The organism is Nonomuraea recticatena (genome assembly GCF_039533245.1).
Taxonomy (GTDB): Bacteria; Actinomycetota; Actinomycetes; order Streptosporangiales; family Streptosporangiaceae; genus Nonomuraea; species Nonomuraea roseola.
Genome location: NZ_BAAATE010000009.1, coordinates 121928 through 139968 on the forward strand (window position 1 = coordinate 121928; position 18041 = coordinate 139968).

The window sequence follows — 18041 nt, forward strand, 5'->3', positions numbered from 1 at the left end:
GCCCCGACGAGTCGTCGGACCCTGGGCCACCGCTATTCCACCGTCGGCGTTGCACAACGACACAAGCCGCCGGATCCCACATTTTCCTTGGATCGCGGCCCCGCGTCACAGGCCCTGAAGCCACCGTGCCAGCGGGCCCGAGCCCCCGTCCGCCTCGCCTTGTTCCCGAGACCGCCTGTGCGTCGCCTTGCATCGGTTTGGTGTCGGATTGGGGGCTCCAGGTGGAGATCGGCTATACCGCCACCTGAAGTAGTACTACAATCTGTAGAGCAAAGAGTCGCCAGTCCTGCGCAAGTGACGCACAAGAAGGCGTCCCTACGTTGGACTCATCCCTGGGGCGTACGAAGGAATCAACCCAGGGCGGACGCGCAGGCCCCCATCGGGCGGGCAAGCTCGGCATTGTCCGAGGCGATGGACACACACATTCAGTGCAAGCCGTGGAGGAAGCCGATGCGCCTGCGTCACGATGACGGAACGCTCGTTCACTTGGCCTACAACGCCGGCGTGCACCCCGCTGAAGACCTTGAGAACCTGATCGCGCACCTCACCCGCTATGCGGTCCCGGTGCGCAAGCGGCTCGGGGTGGAGCGGATGGGAGTGGGGCTGTGGCTGTCGCCCGCGGTCGCCGACCACCTGACCGCCGACCGCATCGAGCTGGTACGGCTGCGCCGTTCGCTGGAGGAGCGCGGACTTGAGGTCGTCAGCCTGAACGGCACCGGCGGACGTAACCAGGAAGTGCCGGGCCCCGACTGGGCCAAGCCCGAGCGCTACCGCTACACGATGGCCCTTGCCAAGATCCTCGCCTTCCTCCTTCCCGAGGACGTGAGGTTCGGCAGCATCTCCACCATCCCGATCGGGTGGCGTCGCGACTGGCCCGCCGACCTCCACTCCATCGCCACGCGCAGGCTCGAGCGGCTGGCCAGGGAGCTGCGCGGCATCTACAGCGTGACCGGCAAGACGATCAGGGTGGGGTTCGAGCCCTGGCCCGGATGCGTGCTGGAGACGACCGAGCAGGCCGTCGAGCGGGTGGGCGGTCTCGACTCCGAACACCTCGGGGTCTGCCTCGACGCCTGCCACCTGGCCTGCGGGAACGGCGAGGAGTCCGGGGCGGCGCTGCGCGGGCTGGCGGCTGTGGGGGCGCCCGTGGTCAAGCTGGGCCATGTCCACAACCACACCGACACGGGTACGGTGCTGCACGACACGCTCAACGCGATCCTGTCGGGCGCGGTCAACGGGACCGCCCACATCGAGGTCGAGACCCACAACCTGATGGTGCCGGGGCGGGCGAAGGGGCCTGGAGCGCTGGTGTCGCTGCTGGCCGAGGAGCTCGACTGGGCCCGCACCAACCTCACCGCCCTGGGCCTGCAGCTGGCCGCCTGAACCACCCCGACCACCTGACGATCTCGGGGGAGCCAAGGCGCCGCCCCCACTCGACCGTCTCGCCGACGTTTCCAGCCATGAGCATTGGCCGGAGATCCTGGCTGAGGGTCTCGGGCTGAAGTGCCGAGCTGCGTGTTCCTTGGGTTGAGGGCGTGAAGCCTCACGGGGAGCGGGGGTCAGAGGGGGAGGCGGTAGGTGCCGTCGTCCAGGACCTCCGCCAGGCCGTCGGTGACCAGGCCGTCCAGGGCGCGCTCCCTCTGGACCGGCTCGTCCCAGACCACGTCCAGCGCCGTCTTCGGCACCGGCCCGTGCGCGGCGCGCAGGACCGCCAGCAGGCGCCCCCTGCACTGGCGGTCCGTGCCGTCGTAGGTCTGCCCCCTGCGAGCCGCCCCCGGTGGTTTGCCCGCCAGCCGCCACGCGCACAGCTCCTGGACGGGGCACTGCCCGCACTGCGGGCTGCGGGCCGTGCAGACGAGGGCGCCGAGCTCCATGACGGCCACGCCCCAGACCGGCGCGCCGACCGCGGGCAGCAACTCCTGGGCCAGGCGGCGTTCGGCGGCCGTGGTGGCGTTCGGAGGGTGCTCCTCCCCGCGCACCGCCCTGCCGAGCACCCGCCTGACGTTCGTGTCGAGCACCGGGTGGGTGCCGCCGAAGGCGAAGCTGGCGACGGCCGCCGCGGTGTACTCGCCGATGCCGGGCAGCGCCAGCAGCGTCGCGTGGTCGGCGGGCACCTCGCCGTCGTGCTCGGCCGTGATGGCTCTGGCGCAGGCGTGCAGGCGCAGGGCGCGGCGCGGGTATCCGAGGCGTCCCCAGTGGCGTACGGCCTCGCCTGGTGGCTCGGCGGCCAGGTGGGCGGGGGTGGGCCAGCGCTCCATCCACTGCTGCCAGACCGGCAGGACCCGCACGACGGGGGTCTGCTGGAGCATGATCTCGCTGACGAGGATGCCCCAGGGGGTGGCGTCGGGGCGACGCCAGGGGAGATCGCGGGCATTGTCCGCGTACCAGTCGAGAATGGGCTCTCGCAGGAGGTTCGGGTCGGCCACCCGCCCAGCGTAGTGCCTTACGGCGTGTCGTCACCCTCCGTGCGCAAGGGATAAGCATGCTGTGCGTATGGATCCGGATACTCTGCGTGGCGGCCCTGGCGATGTCTACTGGCGGCGGCGGATGACCGTCCTGGTCGCAGTGCTGGTCGTCGTGGCCGTGGTGGCCTGGGCGTGCTCCAGCGGCCCCGACGGACCGCAGAGCACGTCGAGCGCCAAGTCGGCGCCGAGCTCGTCCGAGGCGGCGGAGTCGATGCTGGAGGGGTTGCCCACAGTGATGTCCACGCCCACGACCACACCGACGCCGAAGCCGCCCAAACCGCGCGCCGCGCTGCCACCGTCACCCAAGCCGACGGCGAAGCCGCGCAGGCCCGGCATGCCGTGCGAGGAGAAGGACCTGGTGCTCAACCTCCAGGGGCGTCAGGAGGTCTACGGCGCGGGCGCCCGTCCGAACTTCCTGGTCACGCTGGTGAACACGGGCCCCGTCATGTGCGTGGCCGACGTGGGGCCCCGCGCGATGGAGATCAGGATCACCTCGGGAGACGACAGGGTGTGGTCCACCTCCGACTGCGTCAGCGGCGACGGCGTCGACATGCGCAAGCTGGAGCGCGGGATCCCCTACGTCCGCAGCCTCGACTGGGACCGTCGTCGTTCGGGAGGCGCGTGCGGGGGCACGAAGGCCGCGGCGCTGCCCGGCACGTACGTGGCCGTGGTGCTCACCGGAGGGCTGCGCAGCCCGAAGGCCGTCTTCCACCTGCGCTGAAGCGTCTACACGTAGCGTTCGAGGATGCTGGACTCGGCCAGCCTGGACAGCCCCTCGCGGACGCTGCGGGCGCGGGACTCGCCGACGCCGCCCACCGCCTGGAGGTCGTCGATGCTCGCGGCCAGGAGCTTCTGCAGCCCGCCGAAATGGTCGACCAGCCGGTCGACGACCGTGGCGGGCAGCCTGGGCACCTTGGCGAGCAGGCGGAAGCCTCGCGGGCTCGCGGGGCTGTCGAGGGTCTCGCTGGCGCCGCGTCCGAGCACCTTCGCCACCGACGACAGGTCGAGCAGCTCGCTGCCCGACAGGGCGTCGAAGCCCTGCAGCACGTCGGCGACCTTGCGCTTGCCGCGCGCCGCCGAGGAGGGCAGGTAGTCGCGGACGATCAGCTCGCGGTCGGAGTCGACCCCCGCCACCAGCTCGTCGAGCTGGAGGGAGAGCAGTCGCCCGTCGGTGCCGAGCTCGACGACGTAGCCCTGGATCTCCTCGGAGATCCTGCGCACCATCTCGAGGCGCTGCGCGACGGCGGCGACGTCGCGGACGGTGACGAGGTCCTCGATCTCGAGGGCGGACAGGGTGCCCGAGACCTCGTCGAGCCTGTGCTTGTAGCGCTCGAGCGTGGCCAGGGCCTGGTTGGCCTTGGACAGGATCGCCGCCGACTCCTCCAGCACGTAGCGGATGCCGTCGAGATACAGGGCGATGATGCGCATCGACTTGCTGATCGCGATGATCGGGAAGCCGGTCTGCCTGGCGACGCGCTGCGCCGTGCGGTGCCTGGTGCCTGACTCGTCGGTCGAGATGGAGGGATCGGGCACGAGGTGAACGGCCGCGCGCACGATCTTGTGGTCGCCTGAGTGCAGCACGATGGCGCCGTCCATCTTGGCCAGCTCGCGCAGCCGCGTGGCGGAGAACTCCACGTCGAGCTCGAACCCGCCGCTGCACAGCTCCTCGACCACGCTGTCGTAGCCCAGCACGATGAGACCGCCGGTCTGGCCGCGCAGGATGCGCTCCAGGCCGTCTCTCAGTGCCGTGCCCGGAGCGACCGAGGCAAGGGCCGTGCGACGACGGTCGTCGAGACTCCTGTCGTTTGCCACCTGACCCCCGTGTCCTAGTCAAATCCCAGCTTACCGGCCGACCCCCGGCGCCCGCCGCTGAAGCTTTCCTTCTCCATCGTCTACGGCAAGCCAACGATAGGCCAAGGAAGCCTCAAGGCCGGCCCTCGTCCATCACGCTACTGCGGGCCCACGTGGCGGGGCGCCGTTACGGCGGCTTTTCCTGAGGAAGCCCAGCTCAGGTGACGTGAGTAAGCGCGTCCCACACGTTCTCGGCCTCCATGACCTCGAAGCCGGGCGCGAAGGCGACGGGCCCGACGGGAACAAGGGCGCGCTCCTCGTCGGGACGGCGACGGCCGCCTTCCTCGAGGGATCCGCGCGGCACCAGGGCCCTCTTGAACCCCAGCCGTGCCGCCTCGGACAGGCGGCGCCGCACGTCGCGCACCGGCCTGAGCTCGCCCGCCAGCCCCACCTCGCCCAGCGCGATGAGGCCGGAGGGAAGCGGCTTGTCGCCTGCGGCGCTGGCCACCGCGAGCATGACGGAGAGGTCGACCGCGGGATCGGCCAGCTTGATGCCGCCCACGGTGGCGGTGAAGACGTCGCAGCCGCCGAGGCGCGCGTTGAGCCTGCGTTCGAGCACGGCGAGGATCATCTGCACCCGGAAGGGATCGAGCCCCGAGGAGCTGCGGCGCGGCTGCTGGGCCTCGGTGCGGGCGACGAGCGCCTGCACCTCGGCGGGCAGCGGGCGGGTGCCCTCGACGGTGACGGTGACGCAGGTGCCGGGGACGGGCTCGCTGCGCCGCGAGACGAACAGGCCGCTGGGGTCGGTGATGCCCTCGATGCCGCGTTCGTGCAGGTCGAAGCAGCCCACTTCGTCGGTGGGGCCGAACCTGTTCTTGATCGCGCGGACCATGCGCAGGCGGGAGTGACGGTCGCCCTCGAAGCTGAGCACGACGTCGACCAGGTGCTCGAGGGTGCGAGGGCCCGCGATCGAGCCCTCCTTGGTGACGTGGCCGACCAGCACGGTGGCCATGTTGCGCTCCTTGGCCAGCCGTACGAGGTTGGCCGCGACCTCGCGCACCTGGGTCACGCCGCCGGGGACGCCGGTGGTCTGGGCCGAGCCGACGGTCTGCACGGAGTCGACGACGAGCAGCTGCGGCTGCACCTTCTCCACGTGGGTCATCAGCGCCGACAGCTCGGTCTCGGCGGCGAGGTAGAGGTTGTCGCGGATCGCGCCGATGCGGTCGGCGCGCAGGCGGACCTGGGCGGAGGACTCCTCGCCCGTGACGTAGAGGACGGTGGTGCGCTCGGCGATGCGGGCGGCGGCCTCGAGCAGCAGGGTGGACTTGCCGATGCCGGGCTCACCCGCCAGCAGCACGACCGCGCCGGGGACCAGGCCGCCGCCCAGCACGCGGTCGAGCTCGCTCACCCCCGTGGTGCGGGCGGTCGCGATCTCCGCCTTGACGTCGCCGATCGGGACGGCCGGGCCGCTGGTGGCCCCGGCCTGCACCACGTGGACGCCGGCCCTCGCGCCCTCTTCGTCGACCGTGCCCCACGCCTGGCACTCGCCGCACCTGCCGACCCACTTGGTGGTGCGCCAGCCGCACTCGGCGCAGCGGTAACCGGGCTTCTGTGCGGTCTTGGGTGCCATGCCGAGCAGGCTAGCCTGCGCCGCCGACAATCCGCCGCAGCCCGAGCGCGTCAGGGCGGACAGGCGCGCACGTCAGGAGAGGCCGAGCTCGGCCTCCAGCAGGCGCTTGGGCTTGGCGCCGACGACCTGCTTGACCGGCTCGCCGTTCTCGAACAGCAGCAGCGTGGGGATGCCCATGATGCCGTAGCGGGTCATGATCTCCGGGTTCTCGTCGGTGTTCAGCTTGCCGATCTTGAGCCCCCGCTCGGCCTCGATCTGCTCGAGGACGGGCGCGACCATCCTGCAGGGGCCGCACCACTCCGCCCAGAAGTCCACCAGGACGGGCTCGGAGCTCTTGAGTACGAGCTCCTCGAAGTTGTCGGTGGTCAGCTTGATCATGATTCTCCCTTGGCGAAGCATCCAGAACAGGTCTGGCCGAGTTGGCCTGCCACCTCGGCGCGCCGGGCCAGCAGGACGCGGATCTCCTCGTCGATCTCGGCGAGCTTGCGCCGCGAGACGGCCATCGACTCGGCGCAGGAGGCGCCCGTGGCGTGCCCCGCGCGCAGGCAGTCGACGAACGGTCTCGCGTCCTCCAGCGTGAAGCCGACGGTCAGCAGCGCGCGGATCTCGCTGACCAGCTCGACGTCCGAAGGGTCGTAGTGGCGGTATCCGTTGGACTCCCTGCGCGCCCTGATCAGTCCGTGCTGTTCGTAGTAGCGCAGGGAGCGGGCGCTCACGCCGGTCAGTTCGGCAAGCTCTCCGATCCGCATGTCTCCACGCTAAACCCTGACACCGGTGACAAGGTCAAGCTCAGAAGTAGCGCCAGCGCAGGACGTTCGGGTAGGGGAGTTCTAATCCGGGGGTCTCGGCGATGGCCTCCTCCGCGACGTCGTGGGCGAACTCGATGCGCAGCACGTCCTCGAGGTCGGCCCTGCGCTGGAAGACCATGCGAAGGTCGAGCTTGTCGCGCTGCCAGCCCTGTCGCGACCAGAAGTTCTCCACGGCCCTGGCCGAGTAGGAGGGCACCGTGCGCTGGAACCAGCGGCCGAAGGCGCCGCGGGTGGCGTCGAGGTCGATGACGAAGGCGGCGCCGCCACGCCGTACGACTCGGGTGAGCTCGCGCAGGCCGGGCTCGCAGCCGGGGCCGAAGAAGTAGGCCCAGCGGGCGACGGCGACGTCGACGCTCGCGTCGGGCAGCGGCAGGTTCTGGGCGGTGGCCGCGTGGACCTTCACGTTGGGCAGGCCCGCGCAGCGGCGTCTGGCCAGCTCGACCAGGTCGCCGTGCGGCTCGACGCCCGTCACGCTCGCCGCGGAGGCGGCGAAGATCGGCAGGTGGTATCCGGCGCCGCAGCCGATGTCGAGGACGGTCGCGCCGTCCCATGGGCGGATGGCTCGCATGGCCGCGTTCGCCCTGCCCTCGGGATCGACCGCGCGGTTCTCCAACTCGTAGACCTTCGGGGCGTTCCAGATGTTGGGGCTGGGGATCGCCCCGTTCGCTATGCGCGGCATGGTTCAACGGTACGAGGTCCGGCGGCATACGCTGGCAGCGTGGCAGATGTCATCCGCGTGCCCAATGCGAAGATCGCATTGTCCACGGCTTCGGTATATCCGGAACGCACTCCGGACGCCTTCGAGCTGGCCGCGCGCCTCGGCTACGACGGCGTCGAGATCATGGTGGGGGCAGATCCAGTCAGCCAGGACATCGACGTGATCGAACGGCTGTCCGGCCACTACGGCGTGCCCGTCCTCGCGATCCACGCCCCCTGCCTGCTGGTCACCCAGCGCGTGTGGGGCCGTGACCCGTGGGCCAAGCTGCTCAAGGCCCAGAAGGCGGCCGAGCGGCTCGGCGCGCGCACCGTCGTGGTGCACCCGCCCTTCCGCTGGCAGCGCGACTACGCGCGTGACTTCGAGGACGGCCTGGCGAGGATGCGCGAGGAGACCGACGTGATCTTCGCGGTGGAGAACATGTTCCCGCTGAAGGCGCGCGGCAACGACGTCGTGCCGTACTCACCTGACTGGAACCCGATGGACTATGCCTTCCCGCAGGTCACGCTCGACCTGTCGCACACGGCCGTCTCGGGTTCCGACGCGATGGAGATGGCGGTCAAGCTCGGCGACAGGCTCTCGCACCTGCACCTGGCCGACGGCCTCGGGGTGAGCAACAAGGACGAGCACCTGGTGCCGGGCAGGGGCAACCAGCCGTGCGCGGCTGTCCTCGAACGGCTGGCCAACACCGGGTTCGACGGCCTGGTCGTGCTGGAGGTCAACACGCGCAAGGCGACCAGCCGTACCGAGAGGGTCGACGATCTGGCCGAGGGTCTGGCCTTCGCCAGACTGCATCTGGCGGCGACCCGGTGAGCGGCGTCTAGATGGTCAATGTGTGGGGCAAAGTGTTCTCATGAGTGTCACTGGCCCCTCTCGCGCGCTTGGCAGGGTGTTCGACCGGGTCGCCGATGCCTACGACGCCGGCAGGCCCGGCTACCCCGACGAACTGTTCCGCGCGCTGTCGGAGGTCTCGGGCGTACCGCTGGCCGGCGCGACCGTGGTGGACGTGGGCGCGGGCACCGGCATCTCCAGTCGCGCGCTGCGCGCCCGCGGCGCCAGGGTGGTGGCGGTCGACCCGGGGCGCGAGATGCTCGCCAGGCTCGTGGCGCGCGCCCGTCCCGCCAGGACGGCGCAGCCCCCTGAGGAAGCACGCGCGGGAAGCGACGGCCTGGCCGCGGTCCAGGGTGACGGGAACGCCCTGCCGATCAGGGACGGCGGCGCCGACCTGGTGACCTACGCCCAGTCGTGGCACTGGCTCGACCCCGTGGCCTCCGTCGCCGAGGCGAGGAGGGCCCTGCGGGAGGGAGGCGCGATCGCCGCCTGGTGGAACACGACCGACGCGGGCCAGGCCGACTGGCTGGCCGCCTACGAGGTGCGCCTGGCCGAGTCGTGCCCCACCTACTGGGGCCCCGCGCTGCCCGAGTGGCGGGTGCCGCAGATCGCCGCCGCCCTGCGGGTCGAGGAGCGCTGGCTGCACTGGACCCGCCTGGTGGCCGTCGAGGAGTTCCTGCTCGACCTGCGCTCCCACTCCTACATGGCCGCCCTGACCCAGGAGGCCGCCGACGAACTGGTGGCCAGGCAGCGGGCCGAGCTGATGAGGGTCTTCCCCGACGGCCTGCTCTCCGTGCCGATGCGCGTCTACCTGGCGGTCGGCAGGTGACCGTGAAGCGGCGCACGGGACGCAGGCCGGGAGCGGGCGACACGCGCGGCGAGATCCTCACCGCGGCCAGGCAGGTGTTCGCGGAGAAGGGCTTCGACAAGGCGACGATCCGCGGCATCGCCCGTGGGGCCGCGGTCGATCCCGCGCTGGTCCACCACTACTTCGAGACCAAGGAGGGCCTGTTCGTCGCGGCCATGCGGCTGCCGATCGATCCGGCCCAGGTGGTGCCGCTGGTCCTGGACGGCCCGCGTGAGGAGGTCGGCGAGCGGCTCGTCAGGTTCATCCTGACGGTCACGTCCGACGCCCAGGCCAGGGAGCCGGTGCTCGCGCTGCTCCGGTCGGCGATGACCAACGAGCAGGTCCTCGGCATGATCAGGGAGTTCATCACCAACGCGCTGCTGTATAAGGTGGCCGACGGGCTCGGCGTGTCGCACCTGCGAATGGAGGCGGCCTTCGGCCAGCTCATCGGTGTGGTGCTGGCGCGTTACGTGCTCGCGCTGGAGCCGCTGGCCTCCGCCGACCTCGAGGAATTGGTGGAGCTGCTCGCGCCGACGGTGCAGCGCTATCTGACTCCGTAGAGCAATGTTCTAATATGGCCGTATCGGTGGAAAGTTACTCGCCGGTAGGATGGACGTACGCCGTCTGTGGGAGGAATCGTGCTCTGGGTAGCCATCATCGGGCTCGCGATGACCGTCGCTGCGGTCGCCATGGCGGGCCGTCGAGCGCTGTTCCTGTTCAAGCTGGCCACGGTCGGCCCTCCGGCGCCCGAGCGGATCGCCTACGCCAAGACGCACGCGGGCGCCGAGGCCAAGGCGCAGCTGGTCGAGGTGTTCGGCCAGAAGAAGCTGCTGAAGTGGACGCCCTCGGGCGTGGCGCACTTCTTCGTCATGTGGGCCTTCTTCATCCTGCTGACCGTCTACATCGAGGCCTACGGCTCGATCATCCAGGGCGCGATCACCGGGCGGCCGAACTTCCACATCCCGCTGATCGGCCAGTGGTCGGTGCTGGGCTTCCTCCAGGACTTCATCGCGGTCGCCTGTCTGCTCGGCCTCGTGGCGTTCGCGGTGATCAGGATCAGGAACTCGCCCAAGACCCTGGGCCGTAAGTCGCGCTTCTCCGGCTCCCACCTCGGTGGCGCGTGGCTCGTCCTGTTCATGATCTTCAACATCATCTGGACGCTGTTCCTGGCGCGCGGCGCCGCGGCCGCCAACGGAAACCTTCCCTACGACGGCGGCGCCTTCGTCTCGCTGGCTCTGGGGAACGTCCTGCCCGCCAGCCCGCTGCTCGAAGAGATCGCCCTGCTCCTGCACATCGGCTTCATGCTGGTGTTCCTGGTCATCGTGGTGAACTCCAAGCACCTGCACATCTTCACCGCGCCGCTGAACGTGCTGTTCTCCCGCCGCCCCGACGGGCTGGGCGCCGCGCCCGAGATGACGGTCGACGGCAAGCCCGTCGACTTCGAGGACGAGGACCTCGACCCCGAGAAGCTCGGCAGGGGCAAGATCGGCGACACGACGTGGAAGGGCTTCCTCGACTTCTACTCCTGCACCGAGTGCGGCCGTTGCCAGTCGCAGTGTCCCGCGTGGAACACCGACAAGCCGCTGTCGCCGAAGATGCTCATCCTCGACCAGCGCGACCACGCCTTCAAGGTCGCGCCGTACCTGCTGCAGGGTGACACCAGCCACGCCGACACCGACGTGCTGGCGCTGCTGGAGAAGCCGCTGGTCGGCGAGGACGGCGTCATCCACCCCGACGTGCTGTGGTCGTGCACCAACTGCGGCGCCTGCGTCGAGCAGTGCCCCGTGGACATCGAGCACATCGACCACATCCTCGACATGCGCCGCTACCAGGTGATGGTCGAGTCGTCGTTCCCGTCCGAGGCGGGGGTGATGGTGAAGAACCTGGAGAACAAGGGCAACCCGTGGGGCATGTCCGAGATGAAGCGGGCCGACTGGATCGAGGAGCTCGACTTCGAGGTCACGCTCATCGACGAGAAGATGCCCGAGGACACCGAGTACCTGTTCTGGGTCGGCTGCGCGGGGGCCCTGGAGGACCGGGCGAAGAAGACCACGAAGGCGGTCGCGGAGCTGCTGCACATCGCCGGCGTGAAGTTCGCGGTGCTCGGCCCCGCCGAGGCCTGCACCGGTGACCCGGCCCGCCGCCTGGGCATGGAGTTCCTGTTCAACATGCTCGCCCAGCAGAACATCGAGACGCTGAACGAGGCCGGCGTCAAGAAGATCGTCGCGACCTGCCCGCACTGCTTCAACACCCTCGCCAACGAGTACCCGCAGCTCGGCGGCACCTACGAGGTCGTGCACCACACGCAGCTGCTGTCCAAGCTCGTGGACGAGGGCCTGCTCACCCCGATCACCCCGATCGAGGAGAAGATCACCTACCACGACCCGTGCTTCCTCGGCCGCCACAACAAGGTCTACAGCCAGCCCCGCGACATCATGTCGAAGGTGCCCGGCGTGCAGACGCAGGAGATGCACAGGCACAAGGACAGGGGCTTCTGCTGCGGAGCCGGTGGCGCGCGCATGTGGATGGAGGAGCGCATCGGCAAGCGCATCAACACCGAGCGCGTGGACGAGGCGCTGACCACGAATCCGGACACCGTCTCCACCGCCTGCCCGTTCTGCATGGTGATGCTCGGCGACGCGATCAACGAGAAGAAGAACAGCGGCGAGGCCAAGGAGACGCTGGAAGTCGTCGACGTGGCGCAGCTGCTGATCAAGTCTGTCAAGGGCTGAGTCGGAAGTCCGCAACACCTGGTGTTGCGGACTTTCCCATGTCAGACGCGCGACGAAGCCGAAAAGCTTTCTCCACATAACGGGAAAATCACGGTAACCTCAACGTCGCATGGCTTCATTCGACGGGGAGGGGCTGCGGATGCGCGTCGTCGTGACCGACGCCGAAGTCACCCTGGCTGACGTGCTCTCCCTCAGACTGGCCGTCGACAGACCGCTGAAACCCGGCATGGAGCTGGTCCTGCGCCACCGCGCGACGGGGGTGGAGCGCCGGATCGCGCTGGGCGCGGCGGGTGCGGAGGTGTGCGACGCCGCCCTCGCGGTCTCGCTGTCCCCGCTGACGCTGACCTCGGGCAGGTGGGACGCCTACCTGGGGGACGAGGAGGGCCGCACCCGCATCAGGAGCGTCGACCCCGGCTTCTCCCTCGACCACCTCGACACCTACGCGCTGTCCAGGCGCACGCTCGCCTACAGGGCCTATCGCACCAGGAACGGCTTTCTCGCGCTGAAGATCTGCACGGCCGAGCCGGCCGCCGAGGTGCGCGCGGTCTGGTTCAGGGAGGGCCGGTTCGAGGTCACCGGCCTGCTGGCCTACACGGGGCTCGACGACGACGACTCCAGGCACGAGGCCACGCTCTCGCTGCACCGCAGCGGCCCCGCGCAGTCTCACGACAGGCCGGGCGGCGACACAGGGGAAGGGGCGGCGGAGACCACGGTGGCCGCCGTCGCGACCGTCCAGGGTGTGCGCTTCCACGCGGCCGTCTCGCTGGTCGACGTGGTCGCGGCCGATCCCCAGGGCGCGGGCACATGGAAGCCCTCGCTGGAGGTGGAGGGCGTGCCGGCGCCTCTGCGACTCGCCTCACGGCTCGACGACGTCGACGGCAAACGCCGCCGTCTGCACTATCCGGCGATGCGCGTGGACGGCGTGCCCGTCAGGCCCTGTTACACCGCCGACGACGAACTGCGGATCGAGGTGGGGGTGTGAAGGTCAGCCTCGTCCTCCCCTCCGCCTACGTGATGCGCGGGGACGTGCGCTCGATCCTCAACCTCGCCTCCGACCTGGCCGAGCGGCACGAGGTCGAGGTCATCAGTGTCAGGCGGCAGAAGGAGAAGCCGTTCTTCCCCGTCAGCGGGCAGGTGGCGATGCGCTCGCTGATCGAGGCGAGGCCGGGGTCGAGGCAGTTGCTGCCGCGCGGGCAGATGCGCACCGAGGTGGCGCTGTGGCGGCTGTTGCGCACACTGAAGAGTGATGTTCTCATCACCACCCGGCCTGGAATCAGTGTCCAGGCGGCCAGATCGGCGCCCAGGGAGTGCGTGAAGATCGCCTGGGAGTGGGGGCGGCCTGCCGTACCGGCTCCCGTGAAGCGGTTCTATCCCCGGCTGGACGCGGTGGTGACCTCCACCGAGGCCGCGAGGGACGACTGGCGGCGGCTGCTGGAGACGGCGGGGCCGCCCGTCCACGTAGTGCCCGACGCCCTGCCTGGCGGGTTGTGGCCGCGCTCGCGGATGGACAACAGGATCGTGGCGACCGGCGGGCGCCTCGTGGCCGCCCGTGCCTACGACCGGCTGATCAGGGCCTTCGCGATCGTGGCCGACAAGCGCCCCGACTGGAGGCTGCGGCTGTACGGCTCGGGCCCGGAGGAGCGCAGGCTCCGCGACCTGGTCCGCGACCTGAACCTGCACAACCACGTCTACTTCATGGGGACCACGCCCGACCTGGCGGGGGAGTTCGCCAAGGCGTCGATCGTGGCGACCACGTCACGCGCGGAGACGCTCGGCATGACCGTCCTGGAGGCGATGGGCTGCGGCGTGCCCGTGGTGGGCTTCGACGGGGCCAACGGGCCCGCGGAGTACATCGTGACCGGCTACAACGGCGTGCTCGTGCCCGAGGGCGAGATCGAGATGTACGCCGCGGCCCTGCTCGCGCTGGTCGACGACGACCGTCGGCGCAGGTCCCTCGCCGCCGGGGCGCTCGAGACCGCGACGGGGCACGCGGCGGCCGAGGTCTCGGCGCAGTGGGAACAACTGATCGGTGACCTCCGCTGACTGGGTACCTTTGATGCATGCATGGGTACAGCGGAGACAAGCAGGCTTATCTGACCCGTCTGCGGCGAATCGAGGGTCAGATCAGGGGCCTGCAGCGCATGGTGGAGGACGACGCCTACTGCATCGACATCCTCACCCAGGTCTCGGCGGCCACGCGGGCGCTTCAGGCGGTGGCGCTCGGGCTGCTGGAGGAGCACATCTCCCACTGCGTGACCGACGCGATCAACACCGGGGGCCCGGAGGCCGAGGCGAAGGTCAAGGAGGCTTCGGCGGCGATCGCTCGGCTCGTCCGTTCGTGACTAGTCATCCCGGTCTTCGGTGAGCTATCAGAAAAACCATGTCCCGGACCCCGCGGGAGTCCGGGACTAGGTCAATGTGATGGTCTTCAGCGGCTCGCCGAAGTCCGCAATCCGAGCGCGTCGTCGAGCTCGTCCAAGGTCAACCGCCGCTCGCTGATCGCGACAGCGGTGAGCACCTCGGCGTAGAGCGCAATCTCGTCCAACGCGACACGGTCGTGGACCCGAGAGTCCAGGTCGTCGTGCCCCACCGCGTCGTCCTTCCTTCCGCAGCCCACACCCTCTTCGAGGTTACGGCGGGGGCCCTTCAGGCGACATGGCCCATCAGGGTCATTCCTTGCGTCGCCGCCCTGCCCCCACACGGATCATTTCCCGTTTCCGAGATCACAATTCGGAGAATTCGCGCGCTGGAGCGATATTTACCGAGTAAGGGTGAAATAACGGCATTAGTGGTTTAGATGAGGATCGTCGCGCTCATGGATGAGCCTGTGAACGATCGCGGCCGCTCCAGGAAAGCCGTCGCCCGGCACGGACGCGCCGGTGAGCCGGCACCACGCCAGCCCTGAGGCGTAGGCGGCGCCCAACACCGCGGCGGCTCCCTCTCTGGTGGGCGGCACGGCGTCGAGCCAGCGCGGCCCCACCTCGAACCCGTCGGGCTCGGTGATGTCGCCTCGCGGGGTGGCGAGCCGGGTGTGGACGGCGTGGCGCAGGCGGTGGTCCAGCCAGGCCGCCACGGTGGGCAGGCCCTCGGGGGTGTCGGCGTGGTCGGCCGCGAGCAGCGCGCCTGCCGTCCTGTGCGGGTCGGGGGAGAAGGCCACCGCCTCCAGGAGGTCGCCGACCGTGTGGCGAAGGTGCTCGCCGGGGTCGGTCTCGGCCAGGACGGCCCGCGCCAGGCGGTCGGGCACCCTGGCCAGCCAGGTCCAGCGCAGGGCGTCGTCGGCGGCGGCCGCGCGGGCGACCTCACGCGGGTCGGTGGAGGGCGCCCACTGAGGGACGGCACGCGATCGGGCCGCACCGGTCCGCCCCGTGGCCTCGCCCGAGTGACCCGGCGACCAGCCTGAGGTCTCGCCCGAGTGGCCGGCGGGCGCCCACCCCGTGGTCTCGCCCGGGTGATGCGGTGATCGGCCTGAGGTCTCGCCCGAGTGGCCGGCCGGCGCCCATCCCGAGGTCTCGTGGGAGTGGCCGGTGGTGGTCCGTCCAGGACTTTCGGCCACGGGGGGCGGGGGGAAGGTGGTGTCCCGGTGGACCGGAGGTGGGGTGAGAGGGCCCGTACCGCGCGGTTGCGGGGCCAGGGGTGGCCGGTACGCGGGGAGGGGGCCTGTGGCCGTCTGGTGGTCGAGGCCGGGGTTGCGCAGGATGGGCTCCAGCATCGCGATGAGCGCCTGGGCCCTCGGCGCGAACCGGGCGTCGGCGGCGAGGATCCCCGCCGTGTCGGCCATCAGGGCGGCCAGGCGCAGCGCGGCCCGAGGGGCGTCGGCCCTGACCCGCTCGCCGTACAGGGTGACGAGGGCGGTCAGCGGCGGAGAGGGCAGCCAGCGCACCCACTCGTCGCCGGGCAGCGGGCGGCCGAGGTACTCGCCGAACACCGACAGCAACTGCTCGTTGCCGTCGAAGGCGGGCGCGTAGGCGCACCACATGATCGTGGCCCAGATCGCCGCCACCGTGCCCGGCACGTCGCCCGCGAAGACCTCGCGGAAGGAGCTGAGGGGGAACTCGTCGGCCGAGCGCCTGCCGTCCGCCCTGACCAGGGCGCGGATCTCGGAGGTGAGCGCCGAGGGCACGTCGGGCCCGACGAAGGCCTGGCTGGACCAGCCGCTGAAGGCGAAGTCGGGCCCGCGCGGCACCAGGTGCGGCAGCAGGACGCCGGTGTGCGGCTCGATGCGCGCGGGACAGTGGCGGGGAGGGGCGGTCAGGTGCCAGCGGCCGTCACCGGGATCCTGGAGGTACCAGCGGGCGTGCGCGCCGAAGATCCACCTGCCGCCGTCAGGCGTGGCCAGCGCCCTGGACGCGATCGCGTGGGCGCGCGACTGGAGGGGGAGCGCCGTCCAGCGCGGGTCGGTGACCATCGCGCGGACATCCGCCTCGATGGCCGTGAACCGCATGGCGGCATCGTAGCCCGAGGTAAAGACGAGGCAGAATGTCCGTTATGAGAGCGAAGATTGCCGCGTCCGTGGCCGCCGCCGGGCTGCTGGCGGGTTGTGGGACGGCGTCAGGGCAGGCTCCACAGGCCTCCGCCAAGGCGCTCACCGTCGCAGGGGTGCGCCCGCCCGACCCCGGTGGCGAGATCGGGACGGCGTCGAGCGAGTTCGCCGACACGGCGGAGCTGAGCGCGTGGAGCAAGCTGAGCGACACCGAGGGCGACCTGAACAGGATCGCGAAGCTCGACGTCAACGCCACCGCCAAGAACGCTCTCTACCTCGAGCCCAAGACCTCCACCTGGTTCGACGCCTTCCGTGGGCCCTTCGTCTACCAGGAACTGGCCGGCGACATCGTGATGCACGTACGGGTCAAGGTCGAGGGCAAGAAGAAGAGCCAGCCCGAGCGGAAGTTCTCGCTCGGCGGCGTGATGCTGCGCGTGCCGCAGTCGAACGCGAAGCCGAACTGGGTCTCCGTCACGACGGGCACCGGCGACGCCGCCAAGAGGGTGGAGGCCAAGAGCACGCTGAACGGCAGCTCCAAGCCCAAGGAGGTGGCCGTCAAGGAGGGCTGGATGGAGCTGGTGCTGGCCAGGGCGGGCGGGGTGGTGGCCGCCCTGTACAAGGAGGAGGGCGGCACCTGGAAGGTCGGCCAGCGCTGGGTGAGGGACGACCTGCCGACGGTACTGCAGTGGGGCATCACCGGCTACACCGACTGGGACAGCTACGGCGCGCTCAAGAAGGACGCGGCCAAGGCCAACGCCAAGGCCGTCAAGGGACTGCCCGACGTCAGGATGATCGTGGACTACGCGCGCTTCCTGCGTCCCGCCACGCCGGACGACGCCGACCTGATGACGGTCCCGGACGACGTGCTGGTCAAACTGCTGACGCCTGCCGGTGCCTGAGCGCCTTGGCCATGTACCTGTCGGCGGTCTGCGCGAAGCTCGCCCTGTCGTCGTCGGTGAGCTCGCGCACGACCCTGCCGGGCACGCCGGCCACCAGGACGCCCTGCGGGATCTTCTTGCCGGGCCCGACCAGCGCGCCCGCGGCGACCAGGGTGCCCGCCCCGATCCTGGCCCCGCCGAGCACGATCGCGCCGATGCCGATCAGCGCGCCGGTCTCGACGTGCGCGCCGTGGACCATCGCCTTGTGGCCGAGGCTCACCCTCGGCTCGAGGACGGCGGGCTCGCCAGGATCGGCGTGCAGGCAGCACAGGTCCTGGACGTTGCACTCCTCGCCGACCTCGACGCGCTCGTCGTCACCGCGCAGGACGGAGCCGTACCAGATGCTGGCTCCCCTGCCCACCCTGACGCTGCCGACCACCACCGCACCAGGGGCGATGTAGGCATCGGGGTGAATGTCGGGAACTGCGCCTTCGTCCAGCGCTGCGATGTACATCTTGGACATCGTAGTAGTCCGAGATTTCCCGGGCAGGTATGGCGTTCGGGTTGCGGACTTGGGCAGATGGCAGGAAAGTCATTCCCTGACACGTCGTTGTCGGACCCTCACAAACCGCAAGCCCTCCGCCCAGGCACTCCGCATCACCCGCTACCGGCTGGAGCCGGCGGTTTGCCCCCACGGTCCCGTCTGGTTGAAGGGAGGCCGGTAGCGTGCCCCCACCGCTCGGCCCCGTCCCCCGGTGGAGTGAGGCGTGTCCGCACCGACGGAGGCGGCTCCGTACCCTTGCCGGCCGATGTGCCCAGCGCCATCGCGCTCCGCCTGCCCCGTTCACCTCGTGCGTCGAACATGA

General features: G+C 70.2%; 19 protein-coding genes. 10 read left to right on the top strand and 9 right to left on the bottom strand.

What is annotated here, in order from left to right; translation table 11 throughout:
* Positions 1-411: 411 nt before the first annotated feature.
* The gene (locus ABFX50_RS19645) at positions 412-1380 is read left to right on the top strand and encodes a TIM barrel protein (protein ID WP_346148281.1); all 969 of its coding nucleotides are present in this window, start codon (positions 412-414) and stop codon (positions 1378-1380) included.
* Between the two features lie 176 nt (positions 1381-1556).
* Here the strand turns inward: ABFX50_RS19645 and ABFX50_RS19650 are convergent, their stop codons facing one another.
* The gene (locus ABFX50_RS19650) at positions 1557-2423 is read right to left on the bottom strand and encodes an HhH-GPD family protein (RefSeq protein WP_346148283.1); all 867 of its coding nucleotides are present in this window, start codon (positions 2421-2423) and stop codon (positions 1557-1559) included.
* Between the two features lie 67 nt (positions 2424-2490).
* Between ABFX50_RS19650 and ABFX50_RS19655 the strand changes: the two genes are divergently transcribed.
* On the top strand, positions 2491-3183 hold the full coding sequence (locus ABFX50_RS19655; RefSeq protein ID WP_346148285.1) for a hypothetical protein: 693 nt from the start codon (positions 2491-2493) through the stop codon (positions 3181-3183).
* A 5-nt stretch (positions 3184-3188) separates the two neighbouring features.
* On the opposite strand, the gene disA is transcribed toward ABFX50_RS19655, so the two are convergent.
* From disA to ABFX50_RS19680, 5 genes are all read right to left on the bottom strand, one after another.
* Positions 3189-4274 (bottom strand): DNA integrity scanning diadenylate cyclase DisA, encoded by a 1086-nt coding sequence (disA, locus tag ABFX50_RS19660; RefSeq protein WP_346148287.1) that lies wholly within the window; start codon positions 4272-4274, stop codon positions 3189-3191.
* Between the two features lie 196 nt (positions 4275-4470).
* On the bottom strand, positions 4471-5883 hold the full coding sequence (gene radA / locus ABFX50_RS19665; RefSeq protein ID WP_183653771.1) for a DNA repair protein RadA: 1413 nt from the start codon (positions 5881-5883) through the stop codon (positions 4471-4473).
* A 72-nt stretch (positions 5884-5955) separates the two neighbouring features.
* Positions 5956-6261 (bottom strand): thioredoxin, encoded by a 306-nt coding sequence (gene trxA, locus ABFX50_RS19670; RefSeq protein WP_183653773.1) that lies wholly within the window; start codon positions 6259-6261, stop codon positions 5956-5958.
* Complete coding sequence (locus tag ABFX50_RS19675; protein ID WP_346148290.1) at positions 6258-6632, bottom strand: MerR family transcriptional regulator; 375 nt, start codon at positions 6630-6632, stop codon at positions 6258-6260. Before ABFX50_RS19675 ends, trxA begins: the two co-directional genes overlap by 4 nt.
* 40 nt (positions 6633-6672) lie before the next feature.
* Entirely contained in the window at positions 6673-7371 is a 699-nt protein-coding gene (locus tag ABFX50_RS19680; protein ID WP_346148292.1) for a class I SAM-dependent methyltransferase, read from the bottom strand.
* Between the two features lie 39 nt (positions 7372-7410).
* Between ABFX50_RS19680 and ABFX50_RS19685 the strand changes: the two genes are divergently transcribed.
* The 7 genes from ABFX50_RS19685 (at position 7411) to ABFX50_RS19715 (ending at position 14159) form a co-directional block, all read left to right on the top strand.
* The gene (locus ABFX50_RS19685) at positions 7411-8220 is read left to right on the top strand and encodes a sugar phosphate isomerase/epimerase family protein (RefSeq protein WP_346148294.1); all 810 of its coding nucleotides are present in this window, start codon (positions 7411-7413) and stop codon (positions 8218-8220) included.
* A 40-nt stretch (positions 8221-8260) separates the two neighbouring features.
* Positions 8261-9067 (top strand): class I SAM-dependent methyltransferase, encoded by an 807-nt coding sequence (locus ABFX50_RS19690; protein ID WP_183653782.1) that lies wholly within the window; start codon positions 8261-8263, stop codon positions 9065-9067.
* Positions 9068-9069: 2 nt separating this feature from the next.
* The gene (locus ABFX50_RS19695; protein WP_346148297.1) at positions 9070-9645 is read left to right on the top strand and encodes a TetR/AcrR family transcriptional regulator; all 576 of its coding nucleotides are present in this window, start codon (positions 9070-9072) and stop codon (positions 9643-9645) included.
* A 78-nt stretch (positions 9646-9723) separates the two neighbouring features.
* Positions 9724-11817, top strand: a complete 2094-nt coding sequence (locus ABFX50_RS19700) for a (Fe-S)-binding protein (protein ID WP_346148299.1) — start codon at positions 9724-9726, stop codon at positions 11815-11817.
* A gap of 109 nt (positions 11818-11926) precedes the next feature.
* A complete protein-coding gene (locus ABFX50_RS19705; RefSeq protein ID WP_346148301.1) occupies positions 11927-12799 on the top strand; it encodes a hypothetical protein in 873 nt (290 codons plus the stop codon).
* Positions 12796-13860, top strand: a complete 1065-nt coding sequence (locus ABFX50_RS19710) for a glycosyltransferase (protein WP_346148303.1) — start codon at positions 12796-12798, stop codon at positions 13858-13860. Before ABFX50_RS19705 ends, ABFX50_RS19710 begins: the two co-directional genes overlap by 4 nt.
* 17 nt (positions 13861-13877) lie before the next feature.
* Entirely contained in the window at positions 13878-14159 is a 282-nt protein-coding gene (locus tag ABFX50_RS19715; RefSeq protein ID WP_183653791.1) for a metal-sensitive transcriptional regulator, read from the top strand.
* Between the two features lie 86 nt (positions 14160-14245).
* On the opposite strand, the gene ABFX50_RS19720 is transcribed toward ABFX50_RS19715, so the two are convergent.
* Both ABFX50_RS19720 and ABFX50_RS19725 read right to left on the bottom strand, forming a co-directional pair.
* A complete protein-coding gene (locus tag ABFX50_RS19720) occupies positions 14246-14407 on the bottom strand; it encodes a hypothetical protein (RefSeq protein ID WP_175589978.1) in 162 nt (53 codons plus the stop codon).
* A 195-nt stretch (positions 14408-14602) separates the two neighbouring features.
* A complete protein-coding gene (locus ABFX50_RS19725) occupies positions 14603-16258 on the bottom strand; it encodes a hypothetical protein (protein ID WP_346148306.1) in 1656 nt (551 codons plus the stop codon).
* Between the two features lie 44 nt (positions 16259-16302).
* Here ABFX50_RS19725 and ABFX50_RS19730 point away from each other — a divergent pair, with 44 nt between their 5' ends.
* Positions 16303-17196, top strand: coding sequence for a DUF1349 domain-containing protein (locus tag ABFX50_RS19730; RefSeq protein WP_346148308.1), 894 nt, complete (start codon positions 16303-16305; stop codon positions 17194-17196).
* Here ABFX50_RS19730 and ABFX50_RS19735 read toward each other — a convergent pair.
* A complete protein-coding gene (locus tag ABFX50_RS19735) occupies positions 17168-17689 on the bottom strand; it encodes a gamma carbonic anhydrase family protein (RefSeq protein ID WP_246452144.1) in 522 nt (173 codons plus the stop codon). The genes ABFX50_RS19730 and ABFX50_RS19735 overlap by 29 nt on opposite strands.
* Positions 17690-18041: the final 352 nt, after the last annotated feature.

Excerpts from the sequence above, each read along its gene's own strand:
- radA (WP_183653771.1), bottom strand. The coding sequence starts at position 5,883 with ATGGCACCCAAGACCGCACAGAAGCCCGGTTACCGCTGCGCCGAGTGC.
- ABFX50_RS19680 (WP_346148292.1), bottom strand. The coding sequence starts at position 7,371 with ATGCCGCGCATAGCGAACGGGGCGATCCCCAGCCCCAACATCTGGAAC.
- ABFX50_RS19705 (WP_346148301.1), top strand. The coding sequence starts at position 11,927 with ATGGCTTCATTCGACGGGGAGGGGCTGCGGATGCGCGTCGTCGTGACC.
- ABFX50_RS19675 (WP_346148290.1), bottom strand. The coding sequence starts at position 6,632 with ATGCGGATCGGAGAGCTTGCCGAACTGACCGGCGTGAGCGCCCGCTCC.
- ABFX50_RS19645 (WP_346148281.1), top strand. The coding sequence starts at position 412 with ATGGACACACACATTCAGTGCAAGCCGTGGAGGAAGCCGATGCGCCTG.
- ABFX50_RS19730 (WP_346148308.1), top strand. The coding sequence starts at position 16,303 with ATGAGAGCGAAGATTGCCGCGTCCGTGGCCGCCGCCGGGCTGCTGGCG.
- ABFX50_RS19735 (WP_246452144.1), bottom strand. The coding sequence starts at position 17,689 with ATGTACATCGCAGCGCTGGACGAAGGCGCAGTTCCCGACATTCACCCC.
- ABFX50_RS19655 (WP_346148285.1), top strand. The coding sequence starts at position 2,491 with ATGGATCCGGATACTCTGCGTGGCGGCCCTGGCGATGTCTACTGGCGG.
- ABFX50_RS19715 (WP_183653791.1), top strand. The coding sequence starts at position 13,878 with ATGCATGGGTACAGCGGAGACAAGCAGGCTTATCTGACCCGTCTGCGG.
- trxA (WP_183653773.1), bottom strand. The coding sequence starts at position 6,261 with ATGATCAAGCTGACCACCGACAACTTCGAGGAGCTCGTACTCAAGAGC.
- ABFX50_RS19690 (WP_183653782.1), top strand. The coding sequence starts at position 8,261 with ATGAGTGTCACTGGCCCCTCTCGCGCGCTTGGCAGGGTGTTCGACCGG.
- ABFX50_RS19725 (WP_346148306.1), bottom strand. The coding sequence starts at position 16,258 with ATGCGGTTCACGGCCATCGAGGCGGATGTCCGCGCGATGGTCACCGAC.